This is a genomic window from Selenobaculum gibii, from assembly GCF_030273445.1.
GTDB classification, from domain to species: Bacteria; Bacillota; Negativicutes; order ICN-92133; family ICN-92133; genus Selenobaculum; species Selenobaculum gibii.
In genome coordinates this window covers 46,401-70,265 of record NZ_CP120678.1, presented here as the reverse complement: position 1 = coordinate 70,265, position 23,865 = coordinate 46,401, and the positions used below count along the sequence as shown (strand labels likewise).

22 protein-coding genes are annotated in these 23,865 nt (G+C 37.0%); 11 read left to right on the top strand and 11 right to left on the bottom strand.

Translation table 11 applies throughout. The features are described from left to right. Positions 1 to 10: 10 nt before the first annotated feature. Positions 11 to 775, bottom strand: a complete 765-nt coding sequence (phnX, locus tag P3F81_RS00330; protein WP_147669263.1) for a phosphonoacetaldehyde hydrolase — start codon at positions 773 to 775, stop codon at positions 11 to 13. Positions 776 to 970: 195 nt separating this feature from the next. On the opposite strand from phnX, the gene P3F81_RS00325 reads away from it, so the two are divergent. Then, positions 971 to 1,729: a DeoR/GlpR family DNA-binding transcription regulator gene (locus P3F81_RS00325; RefSeq protein ID WP_309320516.1), complete on the top strand. Its 759-nt coding sequence runs from the start codon at positions 971 to 973 to the stop codon at positions 1,727 to 1,729. Positions 1,730 to 1,820: 91 nt separating this feature from the next. Here the strand turns inward: P3F81_RS00325 and P3F81_RS00320 are convergent, their stop codons facing one another. Beyond that, a complete protein-coding gene (locus P3F81_RS00320) occupies positions 1,821 to 2,705 on the bottom strand; it encodes a YitT family protein (RefSeq protein WP_309320802.1) in 885 nt (294 codons plus the stop codon). Between the two features lie 180 nt (positions 2,706 to 2,885). On the opposite strand from P3F81_RS00320, the gene P3F81_RS00315 reads away from it, so the two are divergent. The 3 genes from P3F81_RS00315 to P3F81_RS00305 are packed head-to-tail and all read left to right on the top strand — an operon-like array spanning position 2,886 to position 5,839. Further along, positions 2,886 to 3,251 carry a PadR family transcriptional regulator gene (locus tag P3F81_RS00315; protein ID WP_147669268.1) on the top strand — a complete coding sequence of 122 codons (366 nt, stop codon included), beginning with the start codon at positions 2,886 to 2,888 and terminating at the stop codon, positions 3,249 to 3,251. Further along, positions 3,248 to 4,267: an HlyD family secretion protein gene (locus P3F81_RS00310; RefSeq protein ID WP_147669270.1), complete on the top strand. Its 1,020-nt coding sequence runs from the start codon at positions 3,248 to 3,250 to the stop codon at positions 4,265 to 4,267. The genes P3F81_RS00315 and P3F81_RS00310 overlap by 4 nt, the downstream gene beginning before the upstream one ends. A gap of 21 nt (positions 4,268 to 4,288) precedes the next feature. Beyond that, the gene (locus tag P3F81_RS00305) at positions 4,289 to 5,839 is read left to right on the top strand and encodes a DHA2 family efflux MFS transporter permease subunit (protein ID WP_309320514.1); all 1,551 of its coding nucleotides are present in this window, start codon (positions 4,289 to 4,291) and stop codon (positions 5,837 to 5,839) included. 47 nt (positions 5,840 to 5,886) lie between these two features. Here P3F81_RS00305 and P3F81_RS00300 read toward each other — a convergent pair whose 3' ends face one another. After that, positions 5,887 to 8,964, bottom strand: a complete 3,078-nt coding sequence (locus P3F81_RS00300; RefSeq protein ID WP_309320513.1) for an efflux RND transporter permease subunit — start codon at positions 8,962 to 8,964, stop codon at positions 5,887 to 5,889. After that, positions 8,961 to 10,091 carry an efflux RND transporter periplasmic adaptor subunit gene (locus tag P3F81_RS00295; protein WP_147669274.1) on the bottom strand — a complete coding sequence of 377 codons (1,131 nt, stop codon included), beginning with the start codon at positions 10,089 to 10,091 and terminating at the stop codon, positions 8,961 to 8,963. Before P3F81_RS00295 ends, P3F81_RS00300 begins: the two co-directional genes overlap by 4 nt. Positions 10,092 to 10,348: 257 nt before the next feature. On the opposite strand from P3F81_RS00295, the gene P3F81_RS00290 reads away from it, so the two are divergent. From P3F81_RS00290 to P3F81_RS00280, 3 genes are all read left to right on the top strand, one after another. Beyond that, positions 10,349 to 11,119 carry a DeoR/GlpR family DNA-binding transcription regulator gene (locus tag P3F81_RS00290; protein WP_147669276.1) on the top strand — a complete coding sequence of 257 codons (771 nt, stop codon included), beginning with the start codon at positions 10,349 to 10,351 and terminating at the stop codon, positions 11,117 to 11,119. After that, entirely contained in the window at positions 11,097 to 11,999 is a 903-nt protein-coding gene (gene pfkB / locus P3F81_RS00285) for a 1-phosphofructokinase (protein ID WP_147669278.1), read from the top strand. The genes P3F81_RS00290 and pfkB overlap by 23 nt, the downstream gene beginning before the upstream one ends. A gap of 113 nt (positions 12,000 to 12,112) precedes the next feature. Continuing rightward, positions 12,113 to 13,984 carry a PTS fructose transporter subunit IIABC gene (locus tag P3F81_RS00280; protein WP_147669280.1) on the top strand — a complete coding sequence of 624 codons (1,872 nt, stop codon included), beginning with the start codon at positions 12,113 to 12,115 and terminating at the stop codon, positions 13,982 to 13,984. 56 nt (positions 13,985 to 14,040) lie between these two features. On the opposite strand, the gene P3F81_RS00275 is transcribed toward P3F81_RS00280, so the two are convergent. Together P3F81_RS00275 and P3F81_RS00270 are read right to left on the bottom strand one after the other, a co-directional pair. Next, a complete protein-coding gene (locus P3F81_RS00275) occupies positions 14,041 to 14,697 on the bottom strand; it encodes an MgtC/SapB family protein (protein ID WP_147669282.1) in 657 nt (218 codons plus the stop codon). A gap of 20 nt (positions 14,698 to 14,717) precedes the next feature. Further along, positions 14,718 to 15,638, bottom strand: a complete 921-nt coding sequence (locus tag P3F81_RS00270; protein ID WP_147669283.1) for a GGDEF domain-containing response regulator — start codon at positions 15,636 to 15,638, stop codon at positions 14,718 to 14,720. 365 nt (positions 15,639 to 16,003) lie between these two features. On the opposite strand from P3F81_RS00270, the gene P3F81_RS00265 reads away from it, so the two are divergent. Together P3F81_RS00265 and P3F81_RS00260 are read left to right on the top strand one after the other, a co-directional pair. Further along, positions 16,004 to 16,234, top strand: coding sequence for a FeoA family protein (locus P3F81_RS00265; RefSeq protein WP_147669285.1), 231 nt, complete (start codon positions 16,004 to 16,006; stop codon positions 16,232 to 16,234). A 13-nt stretch (positions 16,235 to 16,247) separates the two neighbouring features. After that, on the top strand, positions 16,248 to 17,348 hold the full coding sequence (locus tag P3F81_RS00260; protein WP_147669287.1) for a FeoB small GTPase domain-containing protein: 1,101 nt from the start codon (positions 16,248 to 16,250) through the stop codon (positions 17,346 to 17,348). A 156-nt stretch (positions 17,349 to 17,504) separates the two neighbouring features. Here the strand turns inward: P3F81_RS00260 and P3F81_RS00255 are convergent, their stop codons facing one another. After that, positions 17,505 to 17,639: a hypothetical protein gene (locus P3F81_RS00255; RefSeq protein WP_309320512.1), complete on the bottom strand. Its 135-nt coding sequence runs from the start codon at positions 17,637 to 17,639 to the stop codon at positions 17,505 to 17,507. 194 nt (positions 17,640 to 17,833) lie between these two features. Here P3F81_RS00255 and P3F81_RS00250 point away from each other — a divergent pair, with 194 nt between their 5' ends. Then, positions 17,834 to 18,283, top strand: coding sequence for an Hsp20/alpha crystallin family protein (locus P3F81_RS00250; RefSeq protein ID WP_147669289.1), 450 nt, complete (start codon positions 17,834 to 17,836; stop codon positions 18,281 to 18,283). Positions 18,284 to 18,445: 162 nt separating this feature from the next. Here P3F81_RS00250 and P3F81_RS00245 read toward each other — a convergent pair whose 3' ends face one another. The 3 genes from P3F81_RS00245 to P3F81_RS00235 all read right to left on the bottom strand — a co-directional run bounded on the left by P3F81_RS00245 (position 18,446) and on the right by P3F81_RS00235 (position 20,689). Further along, entirely contained in the window at positions 18,446 to 18,802 is a 357-nt protein-coding gene (locus P3F81_RS00245) for an arsenate reductase family protein (RefSeq protein ID WP_147669291.1), read from the bottom strand. A 106-nt stretch (positions 18,803 to 18,908) separates the two neighbouring features. Continuing rightward, positions 18,909 to 20,543: a recombinase family protein gene (locus P3F81_RS00240; protein ID WP_309320511.1), complete on the bottom strand. Its 1,635-nt coding sequence runs from the start codon at positions 20,541 to 20,543 to the stop codon at positions 18,909 to 18,911. Then, a complete protein-coding gene (locus tag P3F81_RS00235) occupies positions 20,543 to 20,689 on the bottom strand; it encodes a hypothetical protein (RefSeq protein ID WP_309320510.1) in 147 nt (48 codons plus the stop codon). The genes P3F81_RS00240 and P3F81_RS00235 overlap by 1 nt, the downstream gene beginning before the upstream one ends. Positions 20,690 to 20,770: 81 nt before the next feature. Here P3F81_RS00235 and P3F81_RS00230 point away from each other — a divergent pair, with 81 nt between their 5' ends. Then, on the top strand, positions 20,771 to 21,619 hold the full coding sequence (locus P3F81_RS00230; protein WP_309320508.1) for a nucleoside recognition domain-containing protein: 849 nt from the start codon (positions 20,771 to 20,773) through the stop codon (positions 21,617 to 21,619). Between the two features lie 164 nt (positions 21,620 to 21,783). Here the strand turns inward: P3F81_RS00230 and P3F81_RS00225 are convergent, their stop codons facing one another. Next, a complete protein-coding gene (locus P3F81_RS00225; RefSeq protein ID WP_147669297.1) occupies positions 21,784 to 23,688 on the bottom strand; it encodes a DEAD/DEAH box helicase family protein in 1,905 nt (634 codons plus the stop codon). Between the last annotated feature and the right edge of the window lie 177 nt (positions 23,689 to 23,865).

The following is a 23,865-nucleotide window of genomic DNA, read 5'->3' as shown; positions in this document are numbered from 1 at the left end:
CCCTTTCAATTCATGCTAAAAGATCAGGTAATTGCCCAAAATTCTCAATCGTATAATCCGCCCCTGCTGCTTGATAAATCTTTCGTACCGCTTGACGTTTTTGCTTTTTCTCATTCTCTGGTAAACTTTCAAAATCCGCTTGCTTCATTCCCATAATCGAGCTACCGTCAATTACTCCAATCGTCGTTACTCCGGCATTTTTTCCTTCTGCTATATCGGATACGGTATCGCCAATCTTTACTACGTTACGTACACTGGAAATCCCCATATATTCTAAATTGCGAAAAATCATATACGGATATGGACGCCCCTTGGCATTCGTCATATCCGGCGTCACCCAATAATCAACTTTATAGCCTTGGTCTGCGGCTTTTTTCGTCACAATTTCCATCATTTCATTCGTATATCCTGTCGTTGAACCTATTTTTATTTTTCGCTCGCGTAAAATTTGCACCGTTTCTACTACCTGTGGTTTTAGCGTAGAATACTCCCCAAGTACTTGAAAAACCTCATCTTGGAAGACTTTATACAACTCCAAAACATCCGTCTTGTTTGGCTCGCGTTTATACTTTTCCCGCCATAATGCTGTCAATCGATCCATTTTAAGCATCGTCCGAATATGGTCAATTTTAAGCATTCCCATCGGTTCGCGTATTTCCTCAATCGTAGGTGTTATCCCATAAGTCCGAAATGTCTTTTCAAATGCATAAATCGGCGAAAACGAACCATAATCGACCGTTGTCCCTGCCCAATCCAAAATTACTGCTTCTATCATATCCAAACCCCCCTTTTCTCTATTTAATACATTGCAATATATTGCAGTATATCGCAAAACGCCGCAACCATATCTTGATTATAACAACTTTTATTTGCAAAAACAATTAAAATATGCTTTCTTTTTCTTGGTTGCAAAAGTGATGAGACACAAGATATAATATATTCAATCTAAAAGAAAGTGATGCGATTATCTATGCTTTATGATGAACGTAAAGATAAAATTCTACAACAACTTAATATCTCTCCTATTGTAAAATTATCTGATTTAGCTCAAATTCTATGCGTATCTATTGACACGATAAGGCGAGATTTAAAAACAATGGAAACCGAAGGGCTTTTAGAATGCATTCGCGGTGGTGCTCGCATACCTAGCAAAATGCTACAATTCTCAGATTTTAAAGGGCGCGAAATTATTAATACGCCACAAAAACTCCAACTCGTTCAAAAAGCTTTATCTTTTATTCACAAAGATGATGTCATCATGCTCAACTCGGGAACAACTACTGCACTTCTTGCAAAAGAAATTTCTAAAAAATCTATTTCTTGTACAATTATTACGAATAATATTGCTGCTGTTTCTATCTTGATGAAAACCCCCTCTCTTAAAGTAATTGTGGTTGGTGGCGAATTAAACGCTAACGAGCAATCACTTTATGGACCCCAATGTGAAGCAGAGCTGAAAAAATATTATCCAGATCTTTGTTTTTTATCAATTAATGCCGTTCATCCCGAAAAGGGGTTCACCGATTTCCGATTTCAAGAAATACCAATTATGCAAACCATGAAAAAAAACTCTATGCGAACGATTGCCGTAATGGATTCCAGCAAGTTGAACCGAGTTTCAAAAAAAACGTTGTTTACTTCTGAGCAATTAGATACTATTGTCATGGATGATCATGTTTCTGACGAATTAAAAAAACTCTATGCATCAAGCGGAATACATATTTTGTAAACATGTTGTTTCAATAGAATGTTTAATCTCCGTTAGCCATCGAATAATACTAAAGGGCGTGCCGAAAAAATTCGGTACGCCCTTTGATTTCTTAATGAATTGCCTTCTTTTTAAACCTTCCACCCATAATATCATGTACTTGATTAATTGTCACAAAAGCAGATTCATCTTTTTCCATAACAATTGCTTTTAATTTATCAACCTCTAGCCTTGTTACTACGCAGTATAATACCTTTTTCGGATCGCCAGTATAACCGCCCTCACCGTGGAGAATTGTTACTCCACGACCTAACCGCGCCATTAATGCTTCAGCAATTTCATCAGGATTCGATGTAATGATCATCACTCCATTAGATTCATCCAGGCCTTTAATGACAATATCAATCACTTTCGCAATAATGAAATATGCCACTAAAGAGTACATTGCTCTGTCCCAGCCAAAAATCAAGCCAGCACTACTTAAAATAAACAAATTCATAAACATAACGATCTCACCGACGGAAAATCCACTTCGCCTGTCCATAATAATGGCGACAATTTCCGTACCGTCTAAAGATCCCCCATTACGAATGATAATCCCTACACCCAAACCTGTGATAATCCCACCAAATATTGCAGCTAAAAATAAATCATGCGTAATCTCTGCCACAGGATGAAAATACGATGTCCAAATAGACAGCGAAATAATAGAAAAAGACGTAGCAAATGCAAATGTTTTTCCAATCTGTTTATAGCCCAAATATAAAAATGGAATATTTAACAATACCAAAAATACCCCCAGTGGTTGCCCAGTAAGCGCACTAGCCATAATGGAAATTCCGACAACACCACCGTCAATTACGTTATTTGGTACTAAAAATATTTCCAACCCAATCGCCGTAATAATCGAACCTAGAAACAAAAATAAATACTTTTTTATGAAAAAGCTCATTTTCTTTCTATGCTTTTCTTTTTTCTTCCGTTCCTCAATCATCATTGCATCCGCAGTATTGTTTTCTGTCATAAAATACTCCTTTCTATTTCAAAACCTTCCTATTTATATTATACACATCTTAAAGCTTATCGCAAATTTAGCTTTTTTACGCCATTCTATTGACTAATCTTATTAAAAATAATAAGATTAATTTTAATAAGATTAGTATAAGGAGATATAACCATGTCAAGAAGAACATTCCGCCCTTGGGTTGAATTGCTGCTAGAGTTTTACATATTTAAAATCTTAATGACTGCACCTACCTATGGAAATCGAATTTCAGAAGAAGTGAAAAAACATACAAAAGGTGTTGCCTGCCCGAATCCAAATTTATTATATCCACTTCTGCGAAAAATAGAAAACGAAGGTTATATTATCGGCAATTGGGATTCTCCCGATAAGCGCAATCGCCGAATTTACCATATTACGCAACTAGGTTTAGATTATTTTCCTGAACTAGAACAAAAAGCAAAAGAACATTTTATCCAGATGGAGAAAAATATTGCAATTTTACGTTCTTGTTTATTTGAAAGTGAGGAAAACGCATGAACGACGTTAGTACGAAAATTACGAATAAAAAAATTATCGCATTAGCAATTTTTTTTGTTCTATTATTTATTGGTACTTCCCTGTGGTGGTGGCATTACAGCAACCGGATTGTATCAACAAATGATGCCAGAGTAAAAGGAACGATGACAACTGTAAGTGCAAAGATATCGGGAAGAGTCGAACAAATCCTCGTTGAAGAAGGCTCTGTTGTTGAAGCTGGACAGCCAATCGCTATGCTTGAACAAAAAGAATATGAAAACAAAGTCACTACAGCAAAAGCAAATCTCGAAATGGCAAAAGCGAAACTTGCCGAAGTAGTCTCCGGTAACCGCCCTCAAGAAATTTCTCAGGCTAATGCAATCGTATTACAAAAAAAATCACTCTATGAAAACAGCCGCAAAAATTATGAACGAAATCAAGCATTATTTCAACAAAATGCAATTTCCGAACAACAACTTGATGCCGCAAAAACAGAAATGGAGAGTTCACTCGCCAATTATCAAAGCGCTCAAGAATCCCTTAGTTTAAGCAAGGAAGGCTCACGTCAAGAGGATGTCGACTTGAATAATGCTGCCGTTTTACAAGCCGAAGCGGAATTAGCTAACGCACAAATTCAGTTAGAAGATACGATTATCAAAGCACCGTCCAGCGGAATCATCGGTAAAAAATCCATTGAACTCGGTGAATATATCTCTGTAGGTAAACCTCTATTTAACATTACCAATTTAGACGACGTATGGATCAATGCCAATATTGAAGAAACGTATTTTGGTAAAATCACTTTAGGCAATCCAGTAGAATTTACGATAGATGCATATCCCGGGATGAAATTTACCGGCGAAGTTTATGAAACTAGTCCCGCCACAGGTGCACAGTATTCTGTTTTACCAACCGAAAATGCTTCTGGTAACTTCACAAAGATAACACAGCGAATTCCAATTAAAATTCGTCCTGCTGCTTCAAGTTATTCATTAAAACCGGGAATGTCAGCAGTTGTGACCATTCACGTAAAATAGAATACAAAAGGACTGGTTGTTTTGGAAAAATATCTTACCTTACTTGCTGTCTGTCTTGGCACAGTCATCAGTGCTTACCTGAGCAGTTGTATCAATATTGCACTGCCTGACATTATGGCAGAACTAAATTTTGATTCAGATTCCATCGTTTGGGTTTCACTAGGCTACCTTCTTCCTTATGGCTCGATGCTTCCACTGACAGGTAAGCTCGGTGATAAATACGGAGCAAAAAAAATGTACCTAATCGGCATTATTTGCTTTAGCATAGGCTCCGTACTTTGTGGTACAGCAACTGGAGGGACTTCCATGCTTATCTATCGCGTAATTCAGGGAGTTGGCGGAGGCACTTTACTGCCAAACGCAATGACGATTGTAGCAGTAACCTTTACAGGCGCTGAGCGTGCTACAGCCCTGGGTCTCTGGAGTGCAATGGCAGCAATTGGCACTGCGATAGGACCAACGATTGGCGGTTATCTTATTGAGCTTTTTCAATGGCGCTCCATTTTCTTTTCTGTTATTCCCTTCTGTATATTGGGCATTTTATTAGCTTTCATTTTTATTCCAAAAATAAAAGCAACAACCGATACCCCAATCGATATCTTAGGGGGGATTCTCCTCTTTATCAGTATTGCTGCTTTGCTTATTGCCTTAAACCAGGGAGAAAAAGAAGGCTGGTTTAACTCTTATTACATCAATTCATTACTATACTTATTCTTCTCCGTTTTTTGTCTATTCATTCTCGTTGAACTTCGTACTCCAAGCCCTATTTTTGACTTTCGACTATTTACCTCGAGAAATTTTCTTTTGGCAAATCTCATTGCGGGCGCAACATTTTTTACAATGCAAAGTACAACATATCTACTCCCTTTTTTTCTAAAATCAATTCTCAATTATAACTCAATTCAAGCTGGAATGATGATGCTTCCTCAGACAGTTGCCATGGTACTGTCAGCTGCAATCAGCGGCAAGCTAAGTACTGCTTTCGGCCCCCGTCCTGTCACTCTTTGCGGTATGGGCGCTGCATTGTATGCTTTCTTTCTTCTTAAAGATATCAATGCCAGTTTTGGTGTATATGAATTTTTTGTGCCACTTGCCATTTATGGATTTGGCTTAGGTCTTACCATGTCGCCGACAACAACATGTGCAATGGCGACATTAAAACGAAATCAGCTTGGTGTAGGCTCAGGGATTTTAAACTTTTCCAAGCTCTTAAATGCTAGTATTGGCGTCGTTATCATGCAGGTCTTATTGACAAGACGCGAAATTTATCACGCGCAAATATTAACAACAACGCTCGATGTTTCTCATGATTCTTTTTCTCTCTACCAACTCATCGCCGCTTTGCAAATGCAAAATTTCTTTGGCGGAAATTTTGATGTTGCTTTAGGCAGCCAGCTTTGGTTTAATGGAATGAATATCTTGCCAGAAAAGTATGCGGGCTTTATGCAATATTTAAACCAGATTATCTATTCACAGTCGGCGATTCTTGCGTTTCAAGATGATTTTTTTGTTTTATTTTGCTGTAGTATTGTAGGTGTTTTCATTACTTTATTTTTAAAAAATACACATTGAGTATAAAAATAGAGGTAAGCAGTTTAAACTGCTTACCTCTATTTGTTTTATTCTACCTTTTTAAATTGTAATTTTTGCTCATATTTATCAAATAAGAGATAAATAATCGGGACAACGACTAATGTCAATAAAGTTGACGTAATTAGTCCACCAATTAACACGACACCCATAGATTGACGAAGTTCTGCCCCAGCACCAAGGCCTAATGCTATCGGAAGTACACCGAAAATCATTGAGGCAGTCGTCATTAAGATTGGACGGAGACGAACTGTACCCGCATCAATCAAGGCTGATTTAATGTCCATTCCCGCCTCGCGCATCTGGTTCGCATGGTCAACAAGCAGAATTGCATTCTTTGTTACCAGACCCATCAACATGATAAAGCCAATCATACTCATCATATTGATTGTTTGATTTGCAATGAGTAAACCAACAATCGCACCACTGACAGCAAACGGTAAGGAAAGCATAATCGTAAATGGATGGACAAAGCTTCCATACTGAGCTGCAAGAATCATGTAAATGAGTACACATCCCATGATAAGTGCAGTAAGCATTTCGCCAAACGTCTCTTGCATAGATTTCGCATCACCGGCAAATCCGTAACTATAGCCAAGCGGCATATGCAGATCTTTTGCAAGCTGTGCTGCCTGATTTGACAATTCACCAGCAGATACACCAATCGCATTCGCATATACAGTAATTTTACGCTGGCGATTTTCACGATTAATTTCTGTAGGCCCAGAAGATAATTCAATATTAGCAATATCGCCTAAACGAATGAATGTATTTTGATTTGTACCAATCAATAGATTGCCTACATCATGAATATTCATTCGATTCTTTTCAGAAAGCTGAAGACGAATATCGTAGTCATTATCACCTGCATTGTACTGATTCGGCGTTGATACTCCGATGAATGCCATCTGTAAAGTAGAAGATACTTGCGCAGTATCTAAGCCTACGTCTTTCATGCGAAGCGCATCTAATCGCACTTGAATTTCCGGCGCGGATTGGTCAATGGACATATCCACATCAGCACTGCCTGGCAAAGCAGAAATCTGCTCTACCAAAGTTTGTGCATAATTTGTAAGCTGATCCAAATCATCACCTTGCAAAGCTAACTGTACAGGTCTAGAGTCTCCTCCCATACCTTGGGATGTCTGAACAATGACTTTTAAATTGCCATTTCCAGCAAACTCAGTTCTAAGTTCATCCATAATCTCATTCATTGAGCGATCTCGTTTATTAGATGATACTAACTTAACACCGACAGATGCTTTATTCGTTCCATTTTGCCCAATAATCGCATAAGAAATTTCTTTCTCTGGCAAACGCTCTATTGTTTCTTCAATCGGATAAATTAACTCTTTCATTTTTTCCAGAGAAGTTCCCGCTGGAGCCGTTAATGCAATCGTAAATTCTCCGGAATCATAAGATGGTTGAAACTCCTTACCTAAAAACGGTAAGAGTAGCGGATTAATAAGCAAGGATAACAACGCAATAACTAATACTTTTTTGGGTTGATCCAACACCCAAGCAATAATGCTGCTATAAGCGTTTTGCCATTTTATATATTGTTTTTCAAACGCTGCTAATGTTTTGTCTACCCACTTTTGCCACCATTTTTTCTCGTTGGAATCTATCAATGTAGGCTTTAAAAAATATGCCGCTAGCATAGGCGTTAGTGTAAAGGCAACAAACGTAGAAAAGACCACAGCAAAAGATACCGTAAGACCAAACTGCTTAAAAAATTGTCCAACGATACCATTCATACTCCCAACGGGTACAAAGACTGCGAGCAACGTTAATGTAGTCGCAATAATTGCCATGCTCAATTGATTCGTTGCATCACGTGCTGCAGCAAAGGCAGACTTTCCTTCCTCCATATGCCGATAAATATTTTCGACGACAACAATTGCATCATCGATAACAATCCCAACCGCCAAGCTAAGTGCCATCAAGGACATCGTATTCAGCGTAAAATCCATTATCTGCATCAAGAAAAAAGTTGCAATCAATGAAGTAGGAATTGTTAATGCACCAATGAGCGTTGCACGTCCATTTTGTAAAAACAGATAGGTAATCAAGACTGCTAATATACTCCCTAAAACCAAGGACATCATGACGTCACTTACACTGTCTTTAATAAAAGTCGATCCATCTTTTGCAATATTAATTTTTATATCCTCTGGCAATACCTTTTGCATATCCTGCATTCTTGCCTTTACTTTATCAGCAACCGCCACTGTATTCGTTCCCGATTGTTTTTGTACAGCAATTAGTACTCCAGCGGAAGCATTGATATCGGCAGATACGGTTTCCTCTGCCCAACCATCTTTTACCTCAGCGACATCATAGAGACGAATCATTTTTCCATCTATATTTGCTACAACTAAATTTTTGATATCTTCAATGGATTTATATTTACCAATCGCACGAACGGAAACCTTACGCCCGTTCTCTGTTACACTACCACCCGGGGCATTGATATTCTGATTATTTACTGCATTCATGATTTGTCCAATAGACAAATTGTATTCAGATAACTTATTCGCATCAATTTCAATGTGTATTTCACGCTCAGAAGCACCATATACATTGACTTCTGCCACTCCATCTAAACGTTGAAGTTCATCTTTGATAATGTCATTGGCGATTTTTCTAATTTCCCCAACACTTCGTTTATCTGAAGTTAAACTATAGATCCCAATTGCCTGTGCAGATAAATCAAAACGCTGCACAATCGGCTCATCAATATCATCCGGTAGTTTTTTACGGGCTGCCGCAACTTTTTCACGCACCTCATTCGCAGCTAATTTTGAATCCGTTCCATACTCAAATTCAATCGTTGTCTGCGATCTACCTTCACGAGAAGTCGATGATAAGGTTTTAATTCCCGATAAAGAGCTCACCGCATCTTCAATTGGCTTTGTTAAGAGCGTCTCAATCTCCTGTGGAGAAGCACCTGTCATCGTTGCAGTTATACTCACTACCGGTAAATCAACATCCGGATTTAAATCAACGCCAAGCTTCGGAAATGCTTGCAGACCAAATACGACTAATACCAATACCAGCATCAGTGTAAAAACTGGGCGTTTTATGAGTGTAGAAATGATATTCACTGTGCGTCACCGCCTGCTCCTACCAAAACTTTCATCCCATCACGCAATTTATGCTGACCACCCGTTACCACTTGTTCCCCTTCATTTAATCCTTCAATAACCTCTGCATATCCTCCACCTGTACCACCAACTTGAATTAAGCGCTGATTAGCTCTACCATCTTCAGCAATGACAAACACACTTGGCTGATCTTCACGTAAAACAATTGAATTTTCTGGAACAGCTAAAACCTGACCTTTGGTCGCAACAGGAATTTCAACTTTAGCAAACATTCCACCTTTTAAAATTCCTTCACTGTTATCAATCGTAACATCTGCCGTAAAAGTACGTGCTGGCAATTGTGCAACTGGAGAAATCATGGTAATCATTCCATTTACAGCTTTTCCACCTAATGCGTCAATTTGCACTTCTACTGATGTTCCAACTTTTAATCCTGCAGCTTGAGATTCTCCGATAGTCGTTTTTGCAAGCAAAGTTTCAGTATCTGCTACAGTAATTAACGGCGTGCCACTACGAACAAACGCACCAGCCTGTAAATGGCGTTTTGTAACAACACCATCACGCGGTACAATAATATTTAAATTTTTTTCTTTTTCTTTTACGAGCCCTAAAGAGCCTTTGGCATTTTGTACTTGCCCATATGCCGCATCGCGCTTCGTACGTGCATTATCTAATACCTGCATCGAAATCGCACCAGCGTTCGCCAGTTCACTATAACGATTGTAGTCAAGTTGGGCCTGTTCAAAATTGGACTCGGCAGCAAGAAGATTTCCTTCTGCCTGCATCACCTGCCCCGCCAAATCTCCGCCATCTAATGTTGCAACTACGGTGCCTGCCTTAACAAGATCACCTTCATTTACATACATCGTTTCAATTCTTCCATCTACCTTTGCTGAGATATCTGCGCTCCAAACAGGCTCAAGCCCTGCGGAAAAAATCATCTGTGGCGTGATATCTCGTCTTCCTACAGGCTCCGTCTGTACCGATGTTATATTACTCTCTGCTAAATTTTTTGCTCTAATTTTATTTTCTGCAATATTATCAATAATTCGATACCCGATAAACGCACCCAATAAAACGACACCTATAATGATAGGCATAAATCGTTTTACCTTGGTGAAATTCATATCGTTCATCCTTCCATTTCACTCTCTAAAATTTATGACTTCTCAGTCATACCGTATTATAACAAAAGCCTTTACCTAATGCCTATGGTAATGATAGGTATAGAACAAATACTTTAACAACTTTTGGGATAAATTAACCTATATAATATTTCTTAAGTTGGCAACAATATAATTAATCTTGATCGAGTTTAGTTATTTTTGATTGACTTTGGTTATTTTTGATTGTAAAATAATACTAACAAAAGGAAGTGATGAAAATGTTAACTGAAGAACGCTATACAACAATCCTAGCAATACTTGCCGAAAGAAAAGCGATTACAGTTCCTGAATTAACAAAATTGCTTAAAACATCGGAATCTACAATTCGACGAGATTTAACCGTTTTACATAGCCGTGGCAAATTACATAAAGTATACGGTGGCGCAACATCAATTGACACAAACTACAGTACAGATGAAGCTGATGTATTAACTAAGAATGATCTTAATAAAGAATCTAAAATTGCAATTGCCCGACTTGCCGCCAAATTAATAGGACCAAATGATTTTGTTTATCTTGATGCTGGCACAACAACAGAATGGATGATTGACTTTATTAACGTAAATCATGCAACTTTCGTGACAAATGGCATGGGGCATGCAATGAAACTTGCTTTTAAAGGATATACTACTTATATCGTCAGTGGACGAGTAAAAACAACTACTGCGGCAATCGTAGGCAGTGAAACAATTGAAAACATCAAAAAATATAACTTTACCAAAGGTTTTTTTGGTACAAACTGCATCAGTATTAAAGCTGGCTTCACAACGCCAGATGTCAGCGAGGGCGCAGTTAAAAATGAAGCAATCCTCCGCTGTGAAAAATGTTACGTTCTCGCTGATGCATCAAAATTTAATAAAATTGCGCCGATTACTTTTGCCAACTTGTCTAGTGCAACGATTATTACTGACAAGTTAAAAGATAAAAAATATCGCGACTATACCAATATTATTGAGGTGGAAAATCATGATTTACACGGCAACGTTTAATCCCTCCCTAGATTATATCGTCCAACTGGATACATTTACCGCTGGAGCGGTCAATCGAACAAAACACGAGCGTATTTTCGGTGGAGGAAAAGGCATCAACGTATCCATCGTACTGCATAACCTTGGCGTAGATAGCATAACGTTGGGCTTTATTGCTGGCTTTACTGGAGACGAAATTGAACGCCAAGTAAAGTCCTTCGGCTGTAAAACCGATTTCATTCATCTATCTGATGGATTATCCCGTATCAATGTAAAATTAAAAGCTGACGTAGAAAGTGAGATTAATGGGCAAGGCCCTGAAATCGATAAAACTTCACTAAAAGCTTTTTTCGACAAACTTAATCAAATTCATCATGAGGATGTATTAGTCTTAGCCGGCAGCATTCCAAGCACATTGCCAAGCGACATCTACGAAAAAATCATGGAACATCTTGCAGATAAATCAATAAAAATCGTCGTAGATGCCACATGTAATTTATTATTAAATGTCTTAAAATACAAACCATTTTTAATTAAACCTAATCATCATGAACTCGGTGAAATTTTTAACACAATATTAACAACTGATGAAGAAATTATCTCCTGTGCAAAAAAGTTACAAGCGAAAGGTGCCCAAAATGTACTGGTCTCTATGGCAGGAGATGGGGCTATCTTGATTACTTCTGACGGCAAAATCTATAAAAGTCCCGTTCCTAAAGGTATTGTAAAAAATTCTGTTGGTGCCGGTGATTCAATGGTCGCTGGGTTCTTAGCTGGTCTATTAACGACAAACAACATTGAAAAAGCATTTAAAATAGGCGTAGCAACTGGAAGTGCAAGTGCATTCTCGGAAGCGTTGGCAACAAAAGAGGAAGTAATGAAATTATTGCAACAATTATAATGTTGAACATTACATTTACCATGAAATAAGGACATTTAATAACAAGGGCGTTTCAGAAGGCGTTTTAACGTCCACTAAAACAGCCCCTAAATAAATGATTAGGAGGGAAAATTATGGGGATTATTGATTTATTAACCCCAAAAGCAATCGCTTTAGATGTACAAATCACTTCGAAAAGCGAAGCGATTGACACTTTGGTAAATCTAATGGACAGAGCAGGCGTTTTATTAGATACAGAGGTGTATAAAACTGCTGTATTGGAACGCGAAAAAACTGGAACTACCGGTATTGGCGAAGGAATCGCCATTCCTCATGCAAAATCTGGTGCGGTAAAAAAAGCTGCTCTTGCCGCAATGGTGGTTAAGTCTGGCGTAGATTATAACTCTCTTGACGGTCAACCCGCCTATCTCTTCTTTATGATTGCAGCCCCTGATACAGCAAATGATCTACATGTAGAAGTTCTAAGCCGTCTAGCCACATTACTTATGGACAACGACTTTCGCCAATCACTTCTTGATACAAAATCAACAGAGGAATTTTTACAATTAATAAACAAAGCAGAAACCGAAAAATTTACTGAAGAAGCACCGGCGAAAGAAGTATCTACTGGCTATGATGTCCTTGCAGTCACTGCCTGTCCAACCGGAATTGCTCATACTTTTATGGCAGCAGAAAGCCTTGAAATGAAAGCTAAAGAAATGGGTATACGCATTAAAGTAGAAACAAATGGTTCTGGTGGAATAAAGAATTCACTTACCCCCGAAGATATTAAGCAGGCAAGTTGCATCATTGTTGCCGCTGATAAAAAAGTAGAAATGGCTCGATTTAACGGTAAGCCTCTAATTCAAACAAAAGTTGCTGATGGTATACACAAAGCAAAAGATCTGCTAGAAAAAGCAACTTCGGGAAATGTACCTGTTTTTCACGCTACTGAACAAACACTTCAACCAGAGAATGAAAAAGCAGAAAGTTTAGGGCGCCAAATCTACAAACATTTGATGAACGGTGTTTCACATATGCTGCCATTTGTCATCGGCGGAGGAATTTTAATTGCCCTTGCCTTCTTATTTGATGACTATACCATTAATCCGGCCAACTTTGGTTCCAATACTCCATTTGCCGCATTTTTAAAAAATGTTGGCGGGACAGCTTTCGGCTTTATGCTTCCAGTCTTAGCTGGATATATTGCAATGAGTATTGCCGATCGTCCAGGACTTGCAGCCGGATTTGTCGGCGGTATGCTTGCCAATAGCGGTGGATCAGGATTTTTAGGCGCACTGCTTGCTGGATTCATCGCTGGTTATTTAGTATTAGGCTTAAAGAAACTATTTAGGTCTCTGCCTCCAGCTTTAGAAGGCATCAAACCTGTACTTCTCTATCCTGTTCTTGGAGTATTGCTAATCGGTGCTATCATTACCTTTCTCATCAATCCACCTGTATCCGTGATTAATACTTGGATGACAAATACGCTAAATACCATGGGATCTGGCAGTAAAGTTTTCTTAGGTGTTATTCTTGGTGCTATGATGGCAATTGATATGGGCGGTCCAATCAATAAAGCCTCGTATGTCTTTGGAACTGCATCACTTGCTAGCGGACAGTTTGATATTATGGCGGCTGTAATGGCTGGCGGAATGGTTCCTCCACTCGCAATTGCGCTTTGCAGCACATTCTTTAAAAATCGGTTTAGTGAAAAAGATCGTAAATCTGGTCTTACCAACTATATCATGGGATTTTCCTTTATCACAGAAGGTGCTATTCCATTTGCCGCCGCTGATCCAACAAGAGTAATTCCAGCTTGCGCTATCGGGGCAGGCGTTGCAGGCGGATTATCCATGCTATTTGGCTGTACACTTCGCGCCCCTCACGGTGGTCTTTTTGTTGTCCCAGTAATCGGCAGCCCATTGAACTATTTAATTGCCCTTGCCGCCGGAGCAATTGTCGGCATGATAATTTTAGCACTCTTAAAGAAACCAATTGAATAATTCTCCCTTCCTTATTTATATAAAAAGAAACCTAAGACAATGTCTTAGGTTTCTTTTTATGTATTGATTGTAACGTTAACTACGCCATCAACTTCCTTTAGTCGGCTAATTATTTTTAATGAATGTTTAATATCACAATTATGTACATCCAGTTGCACTAATATCATTCCATTATTTCGATCTTTAATCGCTACATCACTAAATTCAATTTTTAATTCTTCTAGTACAACACCAATTTGATTAATCAATTCTGATTTATCCATCGCTTCAACAGAAACATCTAAATTTTTATCATACAATTTATCTATACGCGATAAAATCCCTAAAGTGAAAAATACTAATGCCGATGTAAAAAATGCGGCTATATAATAACCGGCGCCAACAGCTAACCCAACGCCAGAAACAACCCAAAGACACGCTGCAGTGGTCAGCCCTTTAACGGTCAATCCCTCTTTCATAATCGTACCAGCGCCTAAAAAACCTATACCGCTAACAACTTGCGCCGCCAGCCTTGCTGGATCAGCGTTTGTTTTTCCTTCTACATGCTGATAAAGCATAATCGATAAAATCATAATCAAACATGAACCTAAGCAAACTAAAGAATTCGTTTTCAGGCCTGCTGATTTATGATGAGCTTGTCTTTCATAGCCCACTAGCCCGCCTAAAAATAAGGCTAAAGTTAAACGAAAAATCAATTCACTTTCTGTAATCATATAGTCACCTACATTCACAATCAAGGTAAGAATTCAAAAGATTTATCATACATAATACAGCGATTCTTACCATGTTTTTTCCCATAATAAAGTGCCTTATCAGCCATCGCGATACTTTTTTCCATCTCCACATCAAAATCAACATTTGTAAACCCGAATGTTGTTGTTACAGATATCATTTCACCTTTATGTTCTAAGCAAATTTCATTTATACTCTTCCTCATACATTCAAGTATGTGCCGAGTTGAATCTTCATTTAAGCTAGGAAACAGCATAATAAACTCTTCACCACCCCACCTTGCGGCAATATCTATGGGACGGCAATTATCTTTTAATGCTTTTGCAACCAGTGTCAAAATCGCATCACCAATAACATGACCGTATGTATCATTAATTCTTTTAAAATTATCAATATCGGCAATTACCAAAACAAATTTATGCTGAATTTCAAAATAACTTTGCAATTCCTGCATAAATATCCTTCGTGTGTACAATTTCGTCAACTCATCATGACGAAGAACTTCCGCCATTTCCCTAATCATACTTTGCAGCTGTAACTTATGCTTTCTACTTTCCAAATGAACTGCTACCCTCGCCATCAATTCAGCTGAAATAAATGGTTTTCGGATATAATCTACCGCACCCACTTCAAAACAACGAGAAATAATTTTTCTTTCACTTTCACTTGTCACAAACATAACAGGAATACTTTCAGTTACTGGACTTGATTTTAACCTGCGACATATTTCGAACCCATCCGTGCTAATCAATACTACGTCGAGTAGAATTAAATCTGGCAGAATCTCTTTTGCAACAGCTACACTCTTATTTGCATCCTGTATTGTTATGATATTTTCATACTTTGTTTTTAAGATATCTTTCACAATTGTACATATTAACATGTTATCGTCTATTACTAAGATAACACTTTTATCTGCCATTCCTTACTACCCTCCATAGTAATTTGATATAACATTCTAATTGTACCATTATTTATTCAAATATACTATTTTTTAATATTCTCTTTTTTCTAATCTTTTGCAAACTACCTGTGAATAATGTGCATAACTATCTGGATAAGTTGAGAAAATTTCAATCGCTGATTTATTACACCAAATTTAATTGAATTGCATATTTTACAGCAAAGGTCTACTCAAAAATAGAAGATCATAGGAAGACCTAAACCCGTTTTCTTTTTTATCCGATGACCAATAAGGTCTAAAAATATTACTTGTCTGATTTCAGTAGAAGGATAATATCTTCTGGAACAGACTTGTTATCAAATTAAAAATAGGAGGATAATCATATGGCAATACAATCTTTAGCAACTTTGTCAGCCGGACAGTTTTGCTATATAAATACAATTGAACTACAAGGGCTATTTAAAAGGCGAATTCTTGATTTAGGCGTTATTCCGGGGACAGTAGTTCAATGTATTCGTCACAGTCCATCCGGTAGCCCGATTGCTTATAAAATTCGCGGGGCGACAATTGCAATCCGAAAAGAAGATGCTAGTCAAATTAAAGTAACATTGTAGGAGGAGTTAACCAATGCAGGACACCCGAATACATTATACGCTCCAGCGTAAAAAACAATTCCAAATTGATGCTTCGCCCGATCAATTTGTTATTGCACTCGCTGGAAATCCGAATGTAGGAAAAAGTACAATATTCAATGCATTAACCGGGCTTCGCCAACACACTGGAAATTGGCCAGGAAAAACGGTAGATAATGCCCAGGGGACATTTACGCATGAAAGTCAGGAATTTCTTTTAGTAGATTTGCCTGGCACCTACTCATTAAGCGCACATAGCAGTGAAGAAGAAATCACACGTGATTTTATTTCTCACGGAAATCCCGATGTAACACTTATCGTCGTCGATGCTTCCTGTCTAGAGCGAAACCTTAATTTAGCCTTGCAAATCCTTGAAATAACCCCCAATGTGGTGCTTTGTGTAAATTTACTTGATGAGGCCAGAAGAAAAAACATTACCGTAAATCTAGATGAATTAAGTAAAGAATTATCCATCCCTGTTATCGGGACGACTGCTCGCACCGGACGCGGACTAAATCAATTAAAAGAAGCTATCTTTTCTATTTCTAAGAACAAGAAACCTGACTATCCTCCTGCGCAGATAGAAACAACAACAGATGTGGAAGATAAAATCACTCAAATTTATGCGAAAGCAGAAATGATATGTCGCAAAGTCGTAACAAAACCTATTGAACAAAAAAAGAATTGGGAATATCGCCTTGATGATATCTTGACCTCTAGGTTATTTGGCTACCCTATCATGTTTTTTATGCTTTGTGGCGTTTTCTGGTTGACAATAGAAGGTGCAAATTATCCTTCAGAATTACTCAGCAACATATTGTTTAGCTTTGAAGACACTTTAACCGATTTATTCATTGCAATGAATGCGCCTGCTTGGCTACATGGAGTTTTAATTTTGGGTATGTATCGCTCACTCGCATGGGTTGTCTCTGTCATGCTCCCACCAATGGCTATCTTTTTTCCACTATTCACTCTCCTCGAAGATCTCGGGTATCTGCCACGTGTCGCCTTTAATCTCGACAATGCATTCAGGAAATGTCATGCTTCTGGCAAACAGGTACTAACCATGTGCATAAGCATTTTCTGTATGCAATAATTAAGACAAAAAATAAGACAGTCTATTATTCTTTCAATAATAGACTGTCTTATTTTAAACTAATCTCATCTAAATCCATCTAACCCCTCCTATGTATCTATTTTCTTCTTCTGTTGCTTGCATTCTACATTGGACTCATTTCCCTTCTACTTAAGCTTATGTTACTTGAACTACCTGATACATTGGACTCATCCCTTTACTTCTCAAATTCTCTGTTGCTTCACTATCTTGTACATTGGAATCAACTCTTTCTTTGATTGCTGTATCTTTTATTTGTCTATATTTTATCATAAATAAACGACAAATTCAATCATATTATTGGAATTTTCTAATAATTCTAATAATTATTTTATGATTTTGTTCTTTTGACCTATTGACTTTTTGACTTTTATGCATATAATAAGAATTAAAGAAAGCGTATAAAGATCGATGCAAGAGCATCTATACACTTTCTTAAAAAATAATTAAATAATGGGAGTGAGAGTATGTTTGATTTAGTACCGTTCCATGGTTCTGGTAATATTGCTAAAAGAGGAGATGCTTTCGACCGTTTATTCACTAAAATGTTTGAACAGCCGTTTGGACTAATGCATAACTTTAACTCATCTTTTAGCAGTTTTAAAGTTGATGTCAAAGATATGGGTGCCACCTATGAATTAACTGCTGAATTACCAGGCGTAAAAAAAGAGGAAATTACGTTAGATTATAACCAAAATTACTTGACAATCAGTGCAAATCGCAATGAAGAAAACGAAACAAAAGAAAATAATTACATTTACCGCGAACGCCATGTTGGCAAAGTCCAAAGAAGCTTCTACATTGATAACATCGATAGGGATAAAATTCAAGCAACATTCCAAGATGGCATTTTACATGTACAGTTACCAAAACAAAAGGATACACAAAAACCATATCAATCTATTCAGATTGACTGATTGAAAAACCGGAGTATATCCCCCCTCGATATACTCCGGTTTTATTTATTTAAAAACTAGTATAATGCTCTAATAATTTAAATATTTTTACAGAATTTTTTTGAATTTAATTCTCCGATTATCGCCCCTTCTACTCTTATTCGATTCTTAAGCCTAATTTACTTATTTCTGGTCTAGTTTTTCTTCCCACTCTTTTTCTTTAAATCCCACAAGGACAAATTTATCGCTCACTAAAATTGGTCGTTTTACAAGCATTCCATCTGTCGCCAGCAGTTTGAGCTGCTCGATTTCTGTCATATGCGGCAATTTATCCTTAAGCGATAATTCTTTATATTTCAATCCACTCGTATTAAAAAAACGTTTTAGCGGTAGTCCACTTACTTTATACCATGCTTCCAGTTCAGCAAAGTTCGGGTTCTCTTCCTTAATATCACGCTTCGTAAACGAAATCCCCTGCCCTTTTAAATAATCTTCTGCCCTTTTACAAGTTGTGCATTTAGGATAACAAATAAACTTCATCTTCTCCACCTCTTAATTTTGTAATTTTCTTATATCATGCAATGTTCAAGTCTACTTTATTCTCATTATAGCATAATCGATTCACATCAGAACTCATAAACATTTATTAAAAAGCATCAAACGAAGTGTTTGCTTCAGTTCTTTTTTCAAATTGAAATTGAAGATAAATTTTTTGTTCTTTTCTTCGCTTGCCATTTATTATTTCATAACTGCCCTGACCAATTTCTATAGAATGAATAAAATTTGCAATCATCCTTGGAGATAGCGCCGACAGCTGTTTCCATCTTTTTATATACTCCAAAATTTTTTCGTCTACCCTTGTTGAAGCATCCGCATCTTTAGGAATATTCTCCGCATGATTTCTTAATTGCAGCACATCTTGAATGTCTCTATACTTCATTTCATATTGCATAACCATTTTTCGCAATCGCACCTCGGTTAAAAAACCTCGACTATAGTCTTCATATAATTTACTAATTAAAGCATCTAGCTCTCTACTGCGCTTTTGCAATCGCTGTACTTGTCTATCTTCGGAAACACCTTCTATCTTCTTCCTGCATTTTTCTTTTATACGGCTTACTAAGGATGACCATTCTATTTCATATAGTATCAATTCTTTATTTAATGATTGTAAAACAATATCATAAAGTACACGATATTCGATAAAATGGTTACTGCAAACTTTTATTCCTCCAGCTTTATACGCTCCACAAGCCAAATTTATCGGTGAATCTTTTTTCCGCGAACCTACTGATGACATCCTTCGTCCACACGCTTTGCAAAATGCAACACCTGAAAATAAATTTGAAAAACTGCCTTGTCTATGGCAAGTGCGATTGCGCCGCATCTGCATGATGAGCTCAAAATCTTCTGCACTAACAAGCGCTGCATGTGTATTTTTTACAATAATCCATTCTGCACAATCTACAGGGACAAGCTGCTTTAATTTAAACGATACCTTTCTGGTTTTTCCCTGCACCAAATGCCCAAGATAGACAGGATTTTTTAATATTTTTCCAATTGTTGCCGCATTCCAGCCCTGCTTACAGATTTCATCATTTATTTTTCTTTTTGTATGATAAAAATTCCGATACGCCAGTGGTGCTAATATCTGCTTGCTATTTAATTTCTCTGCAATTCTTTTTGGATTTAACCCCTGTGTTGCCCAATGAAAAATTTGTTTAACAATGGGTGCAGTCTCTTCATTTACAACAAGTTTATTTTTATTATGAGAATCCTTTTGATAGCCATAGGGTGCAAAATTTCCAATATAAGCACCCGATTGCATTTTGGCTTTTAATGCCGTCGTAATTTTATCAGAAATATCACGCGCATACATTTCATTAAATACATTTTTTATCGCTAACATCTGATAAGATAACTTTTTCAACGAATCAAAACCATCATTAATTGCAATCACTCGCACCGATTGTAAGGGAAATATCTTTTCTAAGTACTCTCCTGCACCAATATAATCTCTGCCAAATCGCGATAAATCCTTTACAATCACTAAATTTACTTTTTTTAATGAAATATCTGCAAGCATTTGCTTAAATCCTATTCGCTCAAAATTTGTTCCTGAGCAGCCATCATCTACATATTCACGATAGATAACAAAGCCATTCTCTTTTGCGTACTCATTGAGAATCCTTCGTTGCGTAAGAATACTGCCACTTTCTCCAGCAACTTGATCCTCCTTCGATAGCCGCATATATAACGCTGCCCGATATTGGATTTCCATTAAAACAGTACTCCATCCTCTTCTAATGACGACAAAATGAATTTTTCTAATAAATCCAGGAGTGACTTTCCATCTCGATAAACTACCTCTACCATATAAATATCTTCCGAATCTTCCCATTGGTAAATAAAAGTGTTCTCCTTCATACAATCACCTCACCGTATGGTTATGTTTAAATACCTTCTGTTATGCAACCATTTTCATCCAGTGGGGGCTCATGCATGTGCATGGGGTTTGGCTGTAATGCCGCTGGCGTTATTGCCTGTCGCATCATTGACTCACCACGTGAACGATTAATTGCAATATTAACCAATAATTTTGCACCATGCAATGGTAGATTTCCAACGTTGATTTTACTCTCAACTTTATTTGTTTCTTCTTGTTTTGTCGAAAATTATAATTCTTTAGTTACAACATTGAGCATTACGTCTATCGTCTTATTAGGCATCGCTACGACTTTTTTCACGGCATGGTTTTTATCCAAAACTTTACTCAAAGGAACCCCCTCTTCTAATATTCTTGAGCTACCACCCTATCGTCTGCCACAAGTAGGTGCTGTTATTTACCGTTCTATCATTGATCGTACATTTTTCGTGTTAAAGCGTGCAATTTATATGGCTGCTCCAGCCGGTGCAGTGATTTGGCTTGTTGCCAATATTCCTCTCGGTGACACAACTCTGTTAAGTTATCTTACCCACCTCCTAGATGCTCCAGCTTATTATCTTGGTGTAGATGGCGTAATCCTCCTCGCTTTTATTCTCGGCTTGCCGGCAAATGAAATCGTTGTTCCAATCATGTTAATGGCCTACCTTTCTACAGGGCAAATGGTTGAGATTGAGAACCTTGCCACATTAAAAGAAGTATTTCTTAATAATCACTGGACACTATTGACTGCAATTAATACAATGCTGCTTTGCCTACTGCATTATCCATGCAGCACAACATTGTTAACAATTCACAAAGAAACTGGCAGTAAAAAATGGACGGCAATTGCTTTTCTTCTTCCAACAATCCTTGGCTTAATTTTATGCTTAATCACAACATTCCTTGCACGTACTTTCGGGCTTTTCGTATAACTGAATATTAAGAAACAAACGTGTATAGATATGATAATGTCATGTTTATACCTGTTTGTTTAATAAAAAAATCATTTCATTGCAATTGATATGGCTTACCCATCAAATTGCTAATGAAATGATTTTTATTTTATACTATAGTTTTATTTTTTGAAAATAAAACGTTATAGAAATACTTTGCTTTTACTTTTACTCTTTCTTTTCGTCGGATTGAAAAAAGCTACTTTCTCTTCATCATAGATTACAAGGTAATTGACCAAATCCCGTATATCCCCCCGTATACATTCCATTGTTAAAACATCAACCTTGACCCAAAACTCTTCTGCAGCAACATCTTTAAGTAAAGGTATCTTTTTTCTTACTGCCATACTCTCACTACAATGAACCAATAACTGTGTACATATCCGTATCAATCTATTCTTATATTGCTCAAAATCCGTTTCATTCTCCAATTGGGCAATCATCATACTATACATAAGACAATCAAATCTTTTTGCCGCTTCATCCGTATCATTCATAGAAACAAGCGGTGCAATTAAATGAATTAACGAATATTTATCCTGTTCAGATATACGGGAAAATGCATCACGGTCTTTATATTGCTCAACATGACGCATCTGCAATTTAGCCTTTGATAATTCTTTCTTTAAAGTTTGTATCTGTTGATACACAACATCAATTAATGTATTACGCCAGGCCTGATAATCTGTACCAATAAATTTTTTTGTCTGTAACGCTTGAATTAAACGCACACGATTACAAAAAATTGTTTCCGCTAAAGATTCTATTTCTCCATTTTCGATAAGCTCCTTATGCGCACGAAAAAATTCAAAGTTTCGTAAGTAATCAAAGATATAAAAATATCGTTTATTCACGTATGCGCCTGACTGGTCATCCAGACAAGCCAATCCTTTACAGTTCCGGGCACCTCGCCCTACCATCTGCCAAAACCGAGTTTTTGAGTATACTTTTTTAAAAAATACTAGATTTACCACTTCGGACACATCAATTCCCGTATCCATCATATCCGACGATACAATAATATGCGGTTCTTTCGCGACTTGTTTAAAATCGTTAACGATTGCCTGTGCATTTGTATCATTAAAAGAAATACATTTTGCAAAATCCCCTCTATACTCTGGGTAAATGACATTAAATCTCTCGACTATGTATTGCGCATGTTCTTTATTTTGTGCAAAGATAATTGTTTTACCTAAACAATCCTTTGTCGCAAATTTAATTCCCTTTTTCATTAATTCCTTTAAAACCATATCAACTTTAGGTTGGTTAAAAAGATATTGCTTTAAATAAGGCGAAAGAGTCCGTCCTATTTTTGCTGTGATTCCTATAAAATCATCCTCATATTTTGCTTGCTCCTCTATACTTAAATCATCATATACAGTAGTTTCATCCGAAAAATTTGTCATTGTTTCTATATTGTAATACGGAACTAACACACCATCTTTATAAACTGCTGTTTCATACTCATATGCATAGGTTGGCATTCCTGATTCTACTTCAAAGAAATCATATATCTTTTGATCAATATATAGCCTTGGTGTTGAAGTAAATCCAACAATAATTGAAGAGAATTCCTCAAAAAATTCATGATAATTTTTTAAAACACTTCGATGAATTTCATCAATAATAATTAAGTCGATCTGCGCTTTACAAGTAATATTGAATAGATCAGAATAATTGGAAAAAATGACATTACACTTCTCCGTTTCCATTTCATTCATCGATTCACCCAATAATATTTCTGGTAAATACCGCTTAAACTCCTCTTTTGCTTGCGTAACTAAAACCGTATTGTCCGTTAAAAATAAAATATTTTTCACCAATCCGCTCCGCATAAATATATCACTTAAGCTTATCGCGGTTTTCGTTTTTCCCGTTCCGGACGCCATGACCAAGAGACTTTTTCTGCGTCCTCGCCTAAGATTATCACAAGCTGCAAAAACTGCTTCTTTTTGATAATAACGCTCTGTAATCACATTTTGAATGAAAAGTTCATTTAGTGTCTTGCCCTGCATATAATCCTTCATGATTTTCCGCTTTTCTGGCATTGTACCACCCCAAACATTTTTTCTGCCAAAAGACTTTCTTTATTCCAAATGATTCTATTTCGCCAAAAAAACAGAAATAACCTCCAAAATTATACATAAATAAGTAAAAGTTTTTGTTTTTTTGTTGAACTATATAATTCCCATTTAAATTTTCCTAGAAAATATTGGTGAAATTTA